General features: G+C 32.9%; 14 protein-coding genes. 5 read left to right on the top strand and 9 right to left on the bottom strand.

Annotated elements, in window-relative coordinates:
* Positions 1-12: 12 nt before the first annotated feature.
* From accB to pdxA, 5 genes are all read right to left on the bottom strand, one after another.
* Positions 13-504, bottom strand: a complete 492-nt coding sequence (gene accB / locus ACXHHC_RS14695; protein WP_458227123.1) for an acetyl-CoA carboxylase biotin carboxyl carrier protein — start codon at positions 502-504, stop codon at positions 13-15.
* Positions 505-562: 58 nt separating this feature from the next.
* Positions 563-1,558, bottom strand: a complete 996-nt coding sequence (locus tag ACXHHC_RS14690; protein ID WP_458227122.1) for a beta-ketoacyl-ACP synthase III — start codon at positions 1,556-1,558, stop codon at positions 563-565.
* Positions 1,559-1,726: 168 nt separating this feature from the next.
* The gene (gene rpmF / locus ACXHHC_RS14685) at positions 1,727-1,921 is read right to left on the bottom strand and encodes a 50S ribosomal protein L32 (protein ID WP_010135057.1); all 195 of its coding nucleotides are present in this window, start codon (positions 1,919-1,921) and stop codon (positions 1,727-1,729) included.
* A 12-nt stretch (positions 1,922-1,933) separates the two neighbouring features.
* Positions 1,934-2,470, bottom strand: a complete 537-nt coding sequence (locus ACXHHC_RS14680; RefSeq protein WP_458227121.1) for a YceD family protein — start codon at positions 2,468-2,470, stop codon at positions 1,934-1,936.
* A gap of 73 nt (positions 2,471-2,543) precedes the next feature.
* Positions 2,544-3,581 (bottom strand): 4-hydroxythreonine-4-phosphate dehydrogenase PdxA, encoded by a 1,038-nt coding sequence (pdxA, locus tag ACXHHC_RS14675; protein WP_458227120.1) that lies wholly within the window; start codon positions 3,579-3,581, stop codon positions 2,544-2,546.
* Positions 3,582-3,632: 51 nt separating this feature from the next.
* Here pdxA and ACXHHC_RS14670 point away from each other — a divergent pair, with 51 nt between their 5' ends.
* Both ACXHHC_RS14670 and ACXHHC_RS14665 read left to right on the top strand, forming a co-directional pair.
* Positions 3,633-4,220 (top strand): riboflavin synthase, encoded by a 588-nt coding sequence (locus ACXHHC_RS14670; RefSeq protein ID WP_458227119.1) that lies wholly within the window; start codon positions 3,633-3,635, stop codon positions 4,218-4,220.
* A 121-nt stretch (positions 4,221-4,341) separates the two neighbouring features.
* The gene (locus ACXHHC_RS14665; protein ID WP_458227118.1) at positions 4,342-4,746 is read left to right on the top strand and encodes a cupredoxin domain-containing protein; all 405 of its coding nucleotides are present in this window, start codon (positions 4,342-4,344) and stop codon (positions 4,744-4,746) included.
* 113 nt (positions 4,747-4,859) lie between these two features.
* Here ACXHHC_RS14665 and ACXHHC_RS14660 read toward each other — a convergent pair whose 3' ends face one another.
* From ACXHHC_RS14660 to ACXHHC_RS14650, 3 genes are all read right to left on the bottom strand, one after another.
* Complete coding sequence (locus ACXHHC_RS14660; RefSeq protein WP_458227117.1) at positions 4,860-5,624, bottom strand: glycosyltransferase; 765 nt, start codon at positions 5,622-5,624, stop codon at positions 4,860-4,862.
* A gap of 310 nt (positions 5,625-5,934) precedes the next feature.
* Positions 5,935-6,255 carry a glycosyltransferase gene (locus ACXHHC_RS14655; RefSeq protein WP_458227116.1) on the bottom strand — a complete coding sequence of 107 codons (321 nt, stop codon included), beginning with the start codon at positions 6,253-6,255 and terminating at the stop codon, positions 5,935-5,937.
* A gap of 259 nt (positions 6,256-6,514) precedes the next feature.
* Entirely contained in the window at positions 6,515-7,279 is a 765-nt protein-coding gene (locus ACXHHC_RS14650) for a glycosyltransferase (RefSeq protein ID WP_458227115.1), read from the bottom strand.
* Between the two features lie 356 nt (positions 7,280-7,635).
* Here ACXHHC_RS14650 and ACXHHC_RS14645 point away from each other — a divergent pair, with 356 nt between their 5' ends.
* From ACXHHC_RS14645 to ACXHHC_RS14635, 3 genes are read left to right on the top strand one after another with little or no spacing between them, the layout of a single operon-like run.
* Positions 7,636-10,719, top strand: coding sequence for a hypothetical protein (locus tag ACXHHC_RS14645; protein WP_458227114.1), 3,084 nt, complete (start codon positions 7,636-7,638; stop codon positions 10,717-10,719).
* On the top strand, positions 10,720-11,898 hold the full coding sequence (locus tag ACXHHC_RS14640) for a hypothetical protein (protein WP_458227113.1): 1,179 nt from the start codon (positions 10,720-10,722) through the stop codon (positions 11,896-11,898).
* Positions 11,898-13,418 (top strand): cellulase family glycosylhydrolase, encoded by a 1,521-nt coding sequence (locus ACXHHC_RS14635; protein WP_458227112.1) that lies wholly within the window; start codon positions 11,898-11,900, stop codon positions 13,416-13,418. The genes ACXHHC_RS14640 and ACXHHC_RS14635 overlap by 1 nt, the downstream gene beginning before the upstream one ends.
* Here ACXHHC_RS14635 and ACXHHC_RS14630 read toward each other — a convergent pair.
* Positions 13,408-14,610: a glycosyltransferase gene (locus tag ACXHHC_RS14630; RefSeq protein WP_458227111.1), complete on the bottom strand. Its 1,203-nt coding sequence runs from the start codon at positions 14,608-14,610 to the stop codon at positions 13,408-13,410. The genes ACXHHC_RS14635 and ACXHHC_RS14630 overlap by 11 nt on opposite strands.
* Between the last annotated feature and the right edge of the window lie 66 nt (positions 14,611-14,676).

The raw sequence follows: 14,676 nt of genomic DNA, 5'->3' as shown, positions 1-14,676 counted from the left end.
TCGATCTAACGATTAAGATGGATCTACCAAGAATAATGGTTGTCCAAATTCTACTGGAGTACTATCTTCTACTAATACTTTTACGATTTTTCCTGATACCTCAGACTCAATTTCGTTGAATAATTTCATTGCTTCAATTACACAAACAACAGAATCTGCCTGTACAGAATCTCCTACCTCTACAAATAAAGGCTTATCTGGTGATGGCTTTCTGTAGAAAGTTCCAATCATAGGCGATGTAATTGTAACATACTTAGAATCATCTTCTGCAGACTTTTCTTCAGCTGGTGTAGCAGCAACTGGTGCAGCTGGAGCAACTGGTGCAGCAGCAGGAGCAACAGGTGCAGCCATTTGTAATGGAGCAGCATGTTGTACTATAGTTGTTTCTCCTTTTTCTTCACCTGTTTTAATAGTGATTTTAACATCTTCCATTTCTAACTTAACTTCGCTTGCTCCTGACTTAGCAACGAATTTTATCAAATTTTGAATGTCCTTTAATTCCATAATAGATAGTTATATTAAGTAAGTTATTTACTAATTATTAGTTTAATTTATAAAAAAATTATGAGTTATATGCCCATTTTAGATAAATAGCACCCCATGTGAATCCACCTCCAAAAGCAGCAAAAACAATATTGTCTCCTTTCTTTAATTGACTCTCATAATCTGCTAGTAATAATGGCAAAGTTCCCGAAGTTGTATTTCCGTAATTCTGAATATTCATCATTACTTTCTCTTTGTCCAATTCAATTCTATTAGCAGTAGCTTCTATAATTCTAGTATTTGCTTGATGCGCTGCCATCCAGTCTACATCTTCTTTGCTAAGGTTATTTCTTTCTAGAATTTTAACTGCTGCATCGGCCATATTAGAAACGGCATATTTAAATACAGTACGCCCTTCTTGTCTAATAAAGTGTTGCTTGTTATCTACAGTTTCGTGCGTTGCAGGATTTAATGATCCTCCTGCTTCCATTTTTAAGAATTCACGTCCAATACCATCACTTCTTAAGTATTCGTCCTGCAAACCTAAACCTTCTTCATTCGGTTCAAATAATGCAGCACCAGCACCATCTCCAAAAATTATACATGTTGCTCTGTCTTCGTAGTCTATTATAGAAGACATTTTATCTGCTCCAATAATCAATACTTTTTTGTACCTACCAGACTCTATATAAGCTGCGGCAGTAGACATTGCATATAAAAAGCTAGAACAAGCAGCTTGTAAATCGTACCCAAAGGCATTTACAGCTCCAATTTCTGTTGCAACAAATACGGCAGTAGAGGCTACATTCATATCTGGAGTAGCAGTTCCTACAAGCACCATATCTATCTCTTTTGGATCTATTCCTCTTTTTTGGATTAAATCCTCAGCTGCTTTTATAGCTAAGTAAGACGTTGGCTTATCCTTATCTTTTAATATTCTACGTTCTTTAATACCTGTACGAGTTGTAATCCACTCATCATTCGTATCTACGATCGACTCTAACTCTTTGTTAGTCAACACATAATCAGGGACATATTTCCCAACGGCTGTAATAGCAGCACTAATTTTTGTCATAAAATGATTGTTAAGAAAACTTTAAACAAAATGGTGAGCCAAAGTAATAAAATTTATTTCTAATACTTGTTTAAAAAAGCCCCTTTTTTGCTCGATTTTATTGAATTTAACAAAGAAACCCTCATAAAATGAGGGTTTACTTGTATAATTTGGTACTAAAAGACAATATTAAGCTTCTGCTTCTGTAGCATCGATTACAACTTGTCCTCTGTAGTATAATTTTCCTTCGTTCCAGTGTGCTCTGTGGTATAAGTGTGCTTCTCCAGTTGTTGGATCTACAGCAACTTGTGGAGCTACAGCTTTATAATGAGTTCTTCTCTTATCTCTTCTTGTTTTTGAGATTTTTCTCTTTGGATGTGCCATTGCTATAAATTTTTATTTTTTATCTAATAATTGTTTTAACTGATCCCATCTAGGGTCTGTACTTTCTTCTTTACTATTCTTTTCTTCTTGATCGCTTCTTAATTCTGCCTCTAATACTTCTGCATCTTCCAATTCATTATCTTCTGCTCCAGGCTTTACTCTTTTTTGAGGTACAGACAATACAATTAACTCGTATATATATTGTTGTACTTCTATTTGATAAGCTTCCTGAGGCAAAATCAATAAATCATCTCTCTCATCGTTGTAAGCCTCTCCAAACTTTACAACCAACTCCATATCTCCTTCCACCTTCATGTTAAATTCCTCTCCTGTAACATCACAAGGTACTTTAACAGTACCATCTGCTACGAGTTTTAACTCCATAAAAGTTGTTTTCTTAGTTAACAATAATGTTACTTTAAAATCAACCTCCTCATACTCATCAAAACCAAAAGCATCAAAGAACTCTCTATCAATCTGAAAATCAAACTGATGCTCTCCATCTCTTAATCCAACAAAAGGAATTCTAAATTCTTTAAACCGTTTCATTTAAAAAACATCAATTTGAGCGTGCAAACTTACAAAAACATTTCCTTGAAACAAAACCAAAAACACTAATTTCTTATTTTTTAGGCTTTAAGGTATTTTTTGTTAATTCTAAATACTCTTTTCTATTACGTGCAACGGCTATTCCGGTCTCCAAAGCTTCCTTAAAAGACGAAATATTCGCCTTTCCTTTTCCTGCCAAATCAAAAGCAGTTCCATGATCTGGAGAAACCCTTACCTTATCTAAACCAGCCGTAAAGTTAACACCGTTACCAAAAGAAACAGCCTTAAACCCTACCAACCCCTGATCGTGATACATTGATATCACACCATCAAAATTTAAATAGCTTTTATTCCCAAAGAAACCATCTGCTGCATAAGGCCCATAAACTAACTTTCCTTCTTCTTGATATTCCTCTAATATAGGTCTTATCAACTCATCGTCTTCTTTACCTATCACACCGTTGTCTCCACAATGCGGATTCAACCCCAAAACAGCCAACTTTGGTCTAGATACTTTAAAATCTTGCACTAAAGACTTATATAGTATGTCTATTTTCTTTTTAATTAACTCTTTGCTTAAAGTATTAGGAACCTCAGCCAATGGCACATGCCCTGTAACCAATCCCATTTTTAAATCATCAGACATTAGAATCATTAAACTTTCTCCTTTAATTTTAGATTCTAAGTACTCTGTATGCCCAGGAAAACTAAACGCTTCAGACTGTATATTGTCTTTACTTATAGGTGCTGTTAACAAAACATCTACCAAACCGTTATTTAGCGCTTCTGTAGCAGCTTGTAAAGACTCAAATGCTTTTTGACCAGAAACCTCTGTTGGTGTACCTGGTTTTATATCTACAAAATCAGACCACACATTTAAAACATTCAACTTTCCTTCTTGAATATTACCTAGGTTATTGGTTGTAAATACGGAATGATTATACTTTAATTCTTTCTTATAAAAAGTAATTACTTTATCTGATGCGAATACTATAGGGGTACACAGTTCGTATATCCTTTTATCTTCAAAGGTTTTTAAAATCAATTCTACTCCAATACCATTTAAATCTCCTACCGAAATTCCAACTCGAATTGTATTATTTTCCTCCATTATGTATTAATTTTGAGTTGTCAAAATTAGTCATTTAAAACAATATTTATCATGTTTACAGGAATTATTGAAACCAAGGGGATTGTAAAAAAATTAAATTCGGAAAATACGAACCTACACATTACTGTAGCATCAGACATTACTAATGAATTAAAGATAGATCAAAGTGTTGCACACAATGGAGTTTGTTTAACAGTTGTAGCTATTAACGACAATGAATATACGGTAACTGCAATTGACGAGACACTTCAAAAAACCAATCTAAATCTGTTAGCTGTTAACGATGAAGTTAACCTGGAAAGAGCGATGAAATTAGGAGACCGTTTGGATGGACATATAGTACAAGGTCACGTAGACCAAATAGCTACTTGTACTTCTGTAGAAAACAAAGATGGTAGTTACTTCTTTAGCTTTGAATACGATAGTACTCTAAACAACATTACCATAGAAAAAGGCTCTATTACTATTGATGGTACTAGTTTAACAGTAGTGAATTCTGGCATTAACACTTTTAGCGTAGCTATTATTCCATATACTTTTGAACACACTCGCTTTAAACACTACAAAGCAGGAACTGTTGTAAATTTAGAGTTTGATGTCATTGGAAAATATGTTGCTAAAATCTCTAGCATCAACTAATTCCTACAAAAATTATTTCTGTTTTTCACTCGTAAAACTGATGAAAAACAGAAATAATTAAATCCAATAGCAACCTGTTAAAATTAAAAGGTTACTAAGTTTGTTTTAAACAAAGTACAAAATGAAACACTGTTTAAAACTGGTTACACTAACCGTAACTCTTTTTATATGTCTTCTTACTACTAATTGTGGAGACAAAACCCCAATAGCTACTTTTACTGTTGATGCAGTAACCAACAAAGACTACATAATAGAAAGCGAAGGCTTAGCAAAAGCTAAAAACCCAACTCTTACCTTAAAAAGAGGGGAAACTTATGTTTTTAACGTGGTAGCATACAACCATCCATTCTTTATTAAAACTGAAAAAACAGCAGGTAAAGACAATTCTTACGACGACGGAGTAACGAATAACGGTACAAGCGAAAGCACTATCCTTTTTTCAGTTCCTAAAGATGCTCCAGAAACATTATACTACGTGTGTAGATATCACGAAATGATGGCTGGTGAAATTAAAATTATAGATTAGATATATTAAGACAGTAAAAACTCCCATTATTTATTGTTAATAACAACTAAAAAAAGCTCTTTCCTACCCACAGAAAGAGCTTTTACTTTAAAAAAAAATTGCTATGAAAAAGATTAGCTTGCCAAGCCAATAGTATTATACGTATTCATTAAGCTATAAGAAACCCAAATAGTTAATAGTTTATATGGAATTTGCACTGCATCTTTCATTCCTAATTTAGAGTCGTCTACATGTACCCATCTTGTTAATGCTTGCTCATAAACTTTATTCATTACCTCACTAGCTCCGTAATATTTTTTTAATCTGATAAAGATCTCCACATCAAACAACCATCTTGTTAAGAAAGATTTTCCATAAGCTACATTGATAATCTCTTTCTTAAATACTTTAGCTCCACACTGTGTATCTTCTATTGGTAATCCTAAGATTAAAAACACAATTCCTTTTACGATCTTAGAAAAAATATTTCTAAAAAAGTTTCTTTCAATATCTCCTTCTCCTTTTCCTCTTGATCCGTACACAAAAGTCAATTCGTCATTATTCTTTAAGGTTTTTACCAAACTTTTAAAATCTTCAAAATCTGTAGATAAATCTGCATCTATAAATCCTACATAACCTATATCTTCTTTTTGATCTAAATACTGAACACCCGATCTTACTGCTGCTGCCTTTCCTGCATTTACTTTTACATCTATTACACTTATGTTACTTGGCGATTCTGATTTTACACTGTGTAATACTTCTAAGGTATTGTCTGCACTTCCATCGTTTACAAAACAGATATGGTAATCGTTGTGTGTTTTAGCAAAATCTGCAAATGCTTTTGTGTCTAATCTGTTAGCTTCGTTGTAGCAAGGTATGATGATTCCAGTTTTCATAATTTCTAAGTTTTTTTGTTTTTGACTATTGTTTACACTTCAAAATTACGAACGCAAAGAGCCTGATTTCCTGAATTTTAGACAACTAAACGTTCTACTTAGACCAATGAATATTAACCAACGACTAAACCTTTTATCGAACCATTCGACTAAATAATGTTCGATAAAAGGTTAGACAAACACTTTAAACACCTTTTAAGACTAAAAACAAAAAAAACTCTCCTTATATAAAGAAGAGCTCTACTATTAAAATTGCTATGAAAAAGTAATATACCGCACTAATGATATATCTATATATTATACTATGAACCTACCACACCTTAAGAGTTCTCATTAAATCTGCAGATAAGTTAGCTTTTACAAACCCTACATAAGTTACATCCTCTTTTTTATCTAAATAGAGTACCCCCTTTTGCACTGCCTCTGTCTCTAATGTACGTTTATCTACATTTACAATACTTATGCTTCTTGGAGCTTTAGCCTTTACACTTTTTAAAACCTCTAGCGTATTGTCAGAACTTCCGTTATTAACAAAACAAATATGATAATCCTTTCCGCTAAACCCGTTAAAGATTGTTGCATCTAATCCACTTGCTTCATTGTAACACGATATGATAATTCCAGTTTTCATAATATTTAATTTTAAGTTTGTTTCCTATTTGTATTGCTAAATTACAAGCTATCCTTAGCGAAAATTGATATTTTAGACAAAGCACATTTAATTGCAGTTTAACGAACTATAGAGAACGATAAAACCACTCATCGATATTTGCTGTAAAAACAAAGTAATGAGTGGTTTATAACAATAATTCAAACTATTAAAAACAAATGTAAACTTCAATTCAAAACATATAGGACCTATAATATATAAAGTCCTATTGTCACTACTACTAGCTTGCCAAGCCAATAGTGTTATACGTATTCATTAAGCTATAAGAAACCCAAATAGTTAATAATTTATAAGGAATTTGCACTGCATCTTTCATTCCTAATTTAGAGTCGTCTACATGTACCCATCTTGTTAATGCTTGCTCATAAACTTTATTCATTACCTCACTAGCTCCATAATATTTTTTTAACCTGATAAAGATCTCCACATCAAACAACCATCTTGTTAAGAAAGATTTTCCATAAGCTACATTGATAATCTCTTTCTTAAATACTTTAGCTCCACACTGTGTATCTTCTATTGGTAATCCTAAAATTAAAAACACAATTCCTTTTACGATCTTAGAAAAAATGTTTCTAAAAAAGTTTCTTTCAATATCCCCTTCTCCTTTTCCTCTTGATCCGTACACAAAAGTCAATTCGTCATTATTCTTTAAGGTTTTTACCAAACTTTTAAAATCTTCAAAATCTGTAGATAAATCTGCATCTATAAATCCTACATAACCTATATCTTCTTTTTGATCTAAATACTGAACACCCGATCTTACTGCTGCTGCCTTTCCTGCATTTACCTTTACATCTATTACACTTATGTTAGTTGGCGATTCTGATTTTACACTGTGTAATACTTCTAAGGTATTGTCTGCACTTCCATCGTTTACAAAACAGATATGGTAATCGTTGTGTGTTTTAGCAAAATCTGCAAATGCTTTTGTGTCTAATCTGTTAGCTTCGTTGTAGCAAGGTATGATGATTCCAGTTTTCATAATTTCTAAGTTTTTTTGTGTTTTTGACTATTGTTTACACTTCAAAATTACGAACGCAAAGAGCCTGATTTCCTGAATTTTAGACAACCAAACATTCTACTTAGACCAATGAATATTAACCAACGACTAAACCTTTTATCGAACCATTCGACTAAATAATGTTCGATAAAAGGTTAGACAAACACTTTAAACACCTTTAAAGACTAAAGAAGAAACACCACATATAGTTATTGATACTTTAGAGGAGTATTCATTCTTAAACTATATGCTTAATTAGGTTTACAAAACCTTTTATCGATAAAAACAATATTATATCTTTAGGTTGGCGGTCCAAACAAGAACCAAAAAAGCTATAAATGAAAGAAAGCACCAATAAATATCTGATAACTGCTATTTTGATAGGTCTTATTTTTCATGGCTCTGCTATGTTTTTTACTATAGAAAAGACCTACGATGCACTCATTCATCTTTTCTTTGCAGAACATTATTCTACTAGTTGGTTTGAACCTTGGAACTTTAAATGGTATACAGGATTTACCGTTACAAGCTACCCTCCGCTTGTACATCAGGCAATAGCTCTTTTTTCGTATATAGGAGGATTTAAATTTGGTCTTTTTTCAGTAACACTCATTGGTGTTGTTTTATACATCACTGGTGCGTATCGTTTTTCATTACTAATCACCTCCAATAGATCTGCTGCTGGATTTGCTGCCATTATAGCCAGCCTTTCGTCCACATTTATAGAAACCTTGCATATATTTGGCCAACTGCCTAGTATTATAGGAGTATCTATACTAATGCACTCCTTGCCAGAAATCTACCTATGGATTAAAAAAGGACAACTCAAATATTTTTTCACCTCTACATCACTTATAGCTGTTACTGTCACCTCGCACCACGTTACTCCCATTTTTGGAATGGTATTTTTTATCTTTCCTTTAATAGGAACAGTCATTATAGATTATACAGGAGAGCAAAAAGGAGGAATTCAAAAAATTAATTTCTTAGATTTCCTTCTTGGTTTTAAAACCTTGTTTTTTCGAATTATTTCTTTCGGACTAACCTCCCTGTTTATCATCATATTCTGCATGCTACCCTACTGGATTAACTCTAAGAACAATCCTATAACACAAGTCCCTATTCCGCATGGTTCTAGAGATAATTTTTTAGAAGTAACCTCTTCTGGGTTGGCTTTTTTCCTAATTCCATGGGGAGCGGTATTATTTTTACTTCCATATATTTTTTACAGGTATTACAGCAAGCGTTTTATCTGTTTTGGACTCTCCATTTCTATGTTAACATTACTTGGTACAGGAGGAACCACTCCTCTACCTAAAATGATATTAGGAGAAAATGCATTTAACATACTTACACTAGATAGGTTTACGTTATGGGCAGCCATTATGTCTATTCCAATGATTGGTGAATTTGCTTTGCGATTTTCTCAAACAGATTTAAAAGAAAAAATACAAAAAAGACTAGGGTCAATATACCACAGAATGATTGGAGCTTTTTTAGCATTGAATTTTTTATTTATGGCCATTTTCACCATAAGCCTAGGGTATTTTAGACCTACCCAGCCACAAAAAATTAAAATGCTACCTATCATTAATTTCTTAAATCAAGATCATCATGATCAATGGAGGTATTTAACTCTTGGTTTTGGAGATCAAATGGCTTGGCTATCTACAAATACCAAAGCCATGACGGTAGATGGAAATTATCATTCGGCTAGAAGACTGCCAGAACTTACAACAAGAGCGGTAGAGAGATTAGAAAACTCTAAATTTTTGGGGATTGAAGGAATTGGTTCCTTACAACAGTTCCTTACTGTACCAGACAAATACAACCTAAAATACATTTTCTCTAATGATAAATTTTACGATCCCATCCTATACTTCTGTGGTTGGCAACGATTACGACAGTTAGAAAATGGAATTATGGTTTGGGAAAAGTTAAATGTGCCTCCAGTAAGTGTAATACTTCCTAGAATAGATATCTCTACCTGGCAAAAAATACATTGGGGAACTATTCCTGTGGGAACCGTAGTTTTAGCACTTTTAATAAATTTAAGGTCGGTACTTACAAGAACTTTAAAAACAACTCAGTCAAAAAAATCAGACTATCTTAAAGAACATTACACCGCTAAAAAAATTCCTTGGTGGTTAATTGTATTTAAACACTTTTGGGGAGCATTAATAATTGTTATAGTCTGCGTTTCTTGCTATACTTTCTACATAAAAAACGATTCGCAAAAAACAGCAAACAACGCACTACTTACATACTATGACGCACTAGATTTTAAACGTTTTGAAAAAGCACATAGTTTATTAAACCCTAAAAACGATATATCTATAGCTCAATACATGTTGCAAATTGCTGTTACCGATGGTCTATACAGTTCTTATGCAAAACTAGATAGTATAGAAACTTTAACGTTAAAAGAAACAGACAGTACAGCTACTATAAAAGTTAATACCGAGTGGATTACAGCGTTAAAAGTTATTAAAGACAGTACCATAAAAACACTTGTAAAAATTAACAACAAATGGTACATAAACCCAGAAACCAACAGTAAAGATCTACCACCAGATCAACTATACATAGAAAATAAGCCTAAGTTTTATAACCAAGGAAGAAGAAGAGTAACCACAGAGCAAACTTATCATGAAGACGTTTTAAAACAACCTGTATTAGAAATACTAAGTGCCAAACTTATTCTATACAAAGGAAAATACTCTATTATAGGAGAGGTTCAGAATATAGACAATGTGCCCGCAGATGTAGTGCTAAAAGGAAGCTTATACAGCAAGAATGATATTCAGCTAGCAATCTACAATGCCAAAGATCAAATAAAACACAAACTACTACCCAAAGAAACCACTTCATTTAAAATTGACTTTGAAGGAACTGCTTGGGTAGAGTCTCACGAAGTATCTCCTAAAACTTTTGACCCAGATATGTTTACCGATATTGACTTTAAAGAAATGCCTGTTAAGTTTAACTTACAAGCCGCAGGTAATGTTTCTGGATCCGATTTATATAAAAAAGTAGCCATATCAAGCTCATCAATTAATCCTACTTCCATATCAGGAACTTTATTTAATTACGGAACTATGCAATCTACCATTCCGCAATTAATAATATCGTATTACGATGAAAACAAAAAAATTGTTTTTGTAGACGACATGTATTTAACAGAAGGAATTCGTCAACAAAGAAAACTATTCTTTAAGTACCCAATAATATCGGCTCCTTCTAAAGTAATAAACGACAGTATGGAATTTTGTTTTGTAAATGGACTTCCTAATAAATCTATTGTAGAATCAATCACCAAATACAGATTACACTACAATGATTTTAACTTGCAGAAAGTAAATCACCCAAACTATTCATATATTAAAATTGAAATTAACAACTACACCGGTGTTCCTTATTAAATGAAACAACTATTACTACATATTTTATTTTTTCTCTTTACAAACGCTACCTTGGGGCAGGTACAGCTAGAACCACTGCACAAAAGTTACGAGGCAGGAACTACCATTGTACTTAGATTTAAAAACTTAACCAAACCAACAGCTATGTACTGTAGCAACAGTTATAGCAACACGCTGGTTTTCCCTGAAATACAAAAAGAGATTACACAATACACCATACCTCTTTTTATTACTAAAAAAACAGGTTGGTTGTATTGGGAATTAAGCAAACCTCACCAAAAGCACTCTGGAAGAATTGATATTACTCCTATTAAAAAAGCTCATAAAATTGAAACCTATTTAGGGCCTCCCAGCATATTAGCTGGTTTTGATGAAAAAAGCATGATCGTTACCATACCTACAGACAGCTTAAACAACCCATTGAGTAAAGGAACTCCGGTAAAAATTAAAAAAAGTTTAAACGGAACCGCTAATGAAAAAATAATAAAAACTGATGGCCTTTTTGCTTATTCAACCATTTACGGGGGAACTAAAACCAATAGAGCACTTATTACTTCTGAGTGTTTAAACCTTACCTCCAAAGAACTAAGTTTAGAAATAACTCCTAGCACACCTACGGACTTTAGCATTTTCTACAACAGAATTCATCAATATGCAGACGGAAATCAAATTACCTCCTTTTATACCTCTACCATAAAAGATCGTTACGACAATATTATTGCTGATGGAACCATTGTAAACTTCACCATTTTAGACAAAAAAGGAAATTTACTTCAAACTCAGGGTATTAGTATTAGAGGAGTCGCTACATCTCAAATGGTACACCCAGACCATCAAGAAACATGGACTGTACATGCTTTTATAGATAAATTTTGCCAAAGTAATTCTATTCAAATTGAGTATATCAAGGCCGTAAAAGACTTTCCGATACGCTATAAAAAAGATCAAATGCTTCTTGTAGTTGGACCATTTAAAAGCTTTATGAGCCAAATATTACCCGATGGCTTAATGGTTCACCTAAACATATACCACCAAGAAGAACTCGTAAATTCATTCACCGTACAATCCGAGAAAGGCTTTGCTAATTTTAAGCTAAAAAACATTTTAGAGCCTAATAAAGAATATAAAATTACTGTGAGAGCTGCAGAAATTTCTAAAGAACTAAAAATAAAAAACTAATGACTTTAAGTCTACATAAAAATACAATCAAAGCCCTATTAATAATCTTATATATAGGCATTAGCTCTATTGTTGTTTTTGGATTAAGTGCTGTTTTTACTTACCTAAACACTGGAGCCGACAGGAATTTAATGCTTTACAATAAGGTAAACGAAACCGTTCACTACCAACCTATAATTAACTGGAATATAGACCATACATTGGGAAGGCAGATGGACCAAGTTACCCTTAAAAAAATTGAAAAAGATTACTTAAACGCATGGTATGTAAAAAGCATCGCTTTTAAAAAAAACACCCTTAAAGGTCTTAAAGACTACTTTACCAAAAGCTCTTTACAAACTATTTCTGACGGTATTGCACACAACCTAAGCAAAAACATAACCATAAACACAACCAGTTTAAATCATAATACCTCTATAGATTTCTTTAGCGAAGACGGACAACAAGTTGTTATTACAGATAGCAATGTAAGAGAACATAAACGTATTTATAAAAACAAAAAACTTCAATTTGCTACAACAGAAGTTAACACGTATAGATACATTCTTTTACTAGAAGATGGTTTTTGGAGAATTAGACATATTTTAAAAACCGAACCCACCACAAAACACCAGTTAAACTTTCCTAGTAAAAACTTAGATGTAACCGTAAAAGGAATTAACTACTATCCTAGAGACACTCCTTGGGACTTATTTGGAGAAGAATTCAGCACAGAAGTTCTCTCAAAAGATTTTAACATTATTAAGGAAGCAAACCTAAACACAATTAGAGTATTTATTCAATACGAGGATTTTGGAAAGTCTGAAATAAAGCCTGAAAAACTGGCAAAATTAAAACAGCTATTAGATTGTGCACAGGATAAAAACCTTAAAGTAATTCTTACACTATTCGACTTCTATGGAAATTACGATGTTTTAGATTGGACGTTAAATATTAAGCATGCATTAACCATTGTAGAAAACTGCAAAGACCATCCTGCTTTACTTGCCTGGGATGTAAAAAACGAACCTAATTTAGATTTTGAATCTAGAGGTAAGGAAAAAGTGATTGCTTGGTTAAAACAAATTTTAACAACCGTAAAATCTACAGACCAAACTCACCCAGTTACTATAGGTTGGTCTAATATAGAAAGTGCAAAGATACTGCATAGAGAAGTAGATTTTCTTTCCTTTCACTATTACGAAGACTTAAACAAACTAGCTGATGAATACGGAGCGTTAAAGAAAGCCATTCCCAACAAAGACATTGTTTTGGGAGAATATGGAATATCCTCCTATAGAGGTTTCTGGAATCCTTTTGGAAACTCAGAAGAGGACCAAGCTAACTATCACAAAAAATTTCAAGAGATCGCTCAAACAAATCAGATTGAATTTCTTTCTTGGACATTATACGACTTTACAAAAATCCCCAAGGAAGTTGTTGGTAAACTTCCTTGGAGAAAAAACATTCAAAAACACTTTGGGTTTATCAATAAAAATCAGCAACCCAAAAAATCCTTTCAATATATCTCTAAGCCTTAACAGAATTTACGACTGTTCTTTTAGAAATAATTCCATTAAACTTTTCTAAATACATATCTGCAATTGTACTCATTGGATAAGCAGTTGCAGCATTGTAATTTGCTTGTCCTAAGCTTACTCTATACAATTCGTCTTCTGCTATTTTCTGAATAGCATCTGCCAAACTTTCCACACTCGTAGGGTTAAAGAACTCTCCTTTGTACCCTTCATCTTTTACCAACAAGGCTAAATCTCCTAAATCTGGCATAACAACAGCTTTCCCATAACTTCCTGCCTGATGCAAAACACCAGAACTACCTGTTGTTGACGTATACGGAAAAACCACCATTGCACTTTCTTGAAATAAAGGAGCAACCTCCTCTTCTTCTACATATCCTGTAAAACGTAACCCTGAAACTTCTTTATACTCTTCTTGAACTTGAGCTAAATATCCAGGAACATTAGGATTGTCTGTACCAGCAACCACTACCTCTAAATCTAAATCTGTTCGTTTTCTTATCATTTCTACAGCCTCTATCATTAGCTCCACTTTTTTATACGTTCCAAATTTTCCAAAAGTCATTATTTGTAATGGACCAGGCACAGTTTCGTAGTTAGGTGTTTCGGCTATTTCAAATGTACCATGAGGAATTAAAACTACATTGTCTACATGGTATTTAGATGTTAAAACATCTACATATTTTTTAATAGTTACAGCAACTACATCTGCTTGTAAAATAAGCTTGGTTAATGTAGTTCCTATAAAACCATAAATAGATTGCATCAACTTATTAGAAGTAAAACCAGCAGTTCCTAAGTCTACTTCCTCCATAATATTATGCAATAAAACAATGGTTGGAATTTTCTTTATTTTAAAAAGCATTGGCAACATTAACCCCAAAGCCGCTGCCATCTTCTTATCTCCAAACTTCATAAACTGAAGATTAAATAAAATAGCATCGGGCTTTACCTCTTTTACTGCTTTGGCTACACTTAATATATTTTTATAGCTATTAAAAGACCAACACTCTTTTACTGTTATCTTACATCCTTTATGCTCAAAAGCAATATCTTTTTCGTCTAAGGTTTTATCAGTTAACAAGACCAGTTCTGTAATTTCTTCTTTTAATCTAAAGCTTTTAACCAAATGATATGCATATTCATTTAAGGTTACTTTACTTGGCGGATAGGCGGTTACAATAGCTAATTTCATTTTCTTTATTTTTTATTTCAGGGTAAAACTAAATTTCTTCTTCTTTATATATCACAATTATCGACA

This window comes from Wenyingzhuangia sp. IMCC45574 (assembly GCF_054182685.1).
This window is presented reverse-complemented; position numbering and strand designations above follow the sequence as displayed.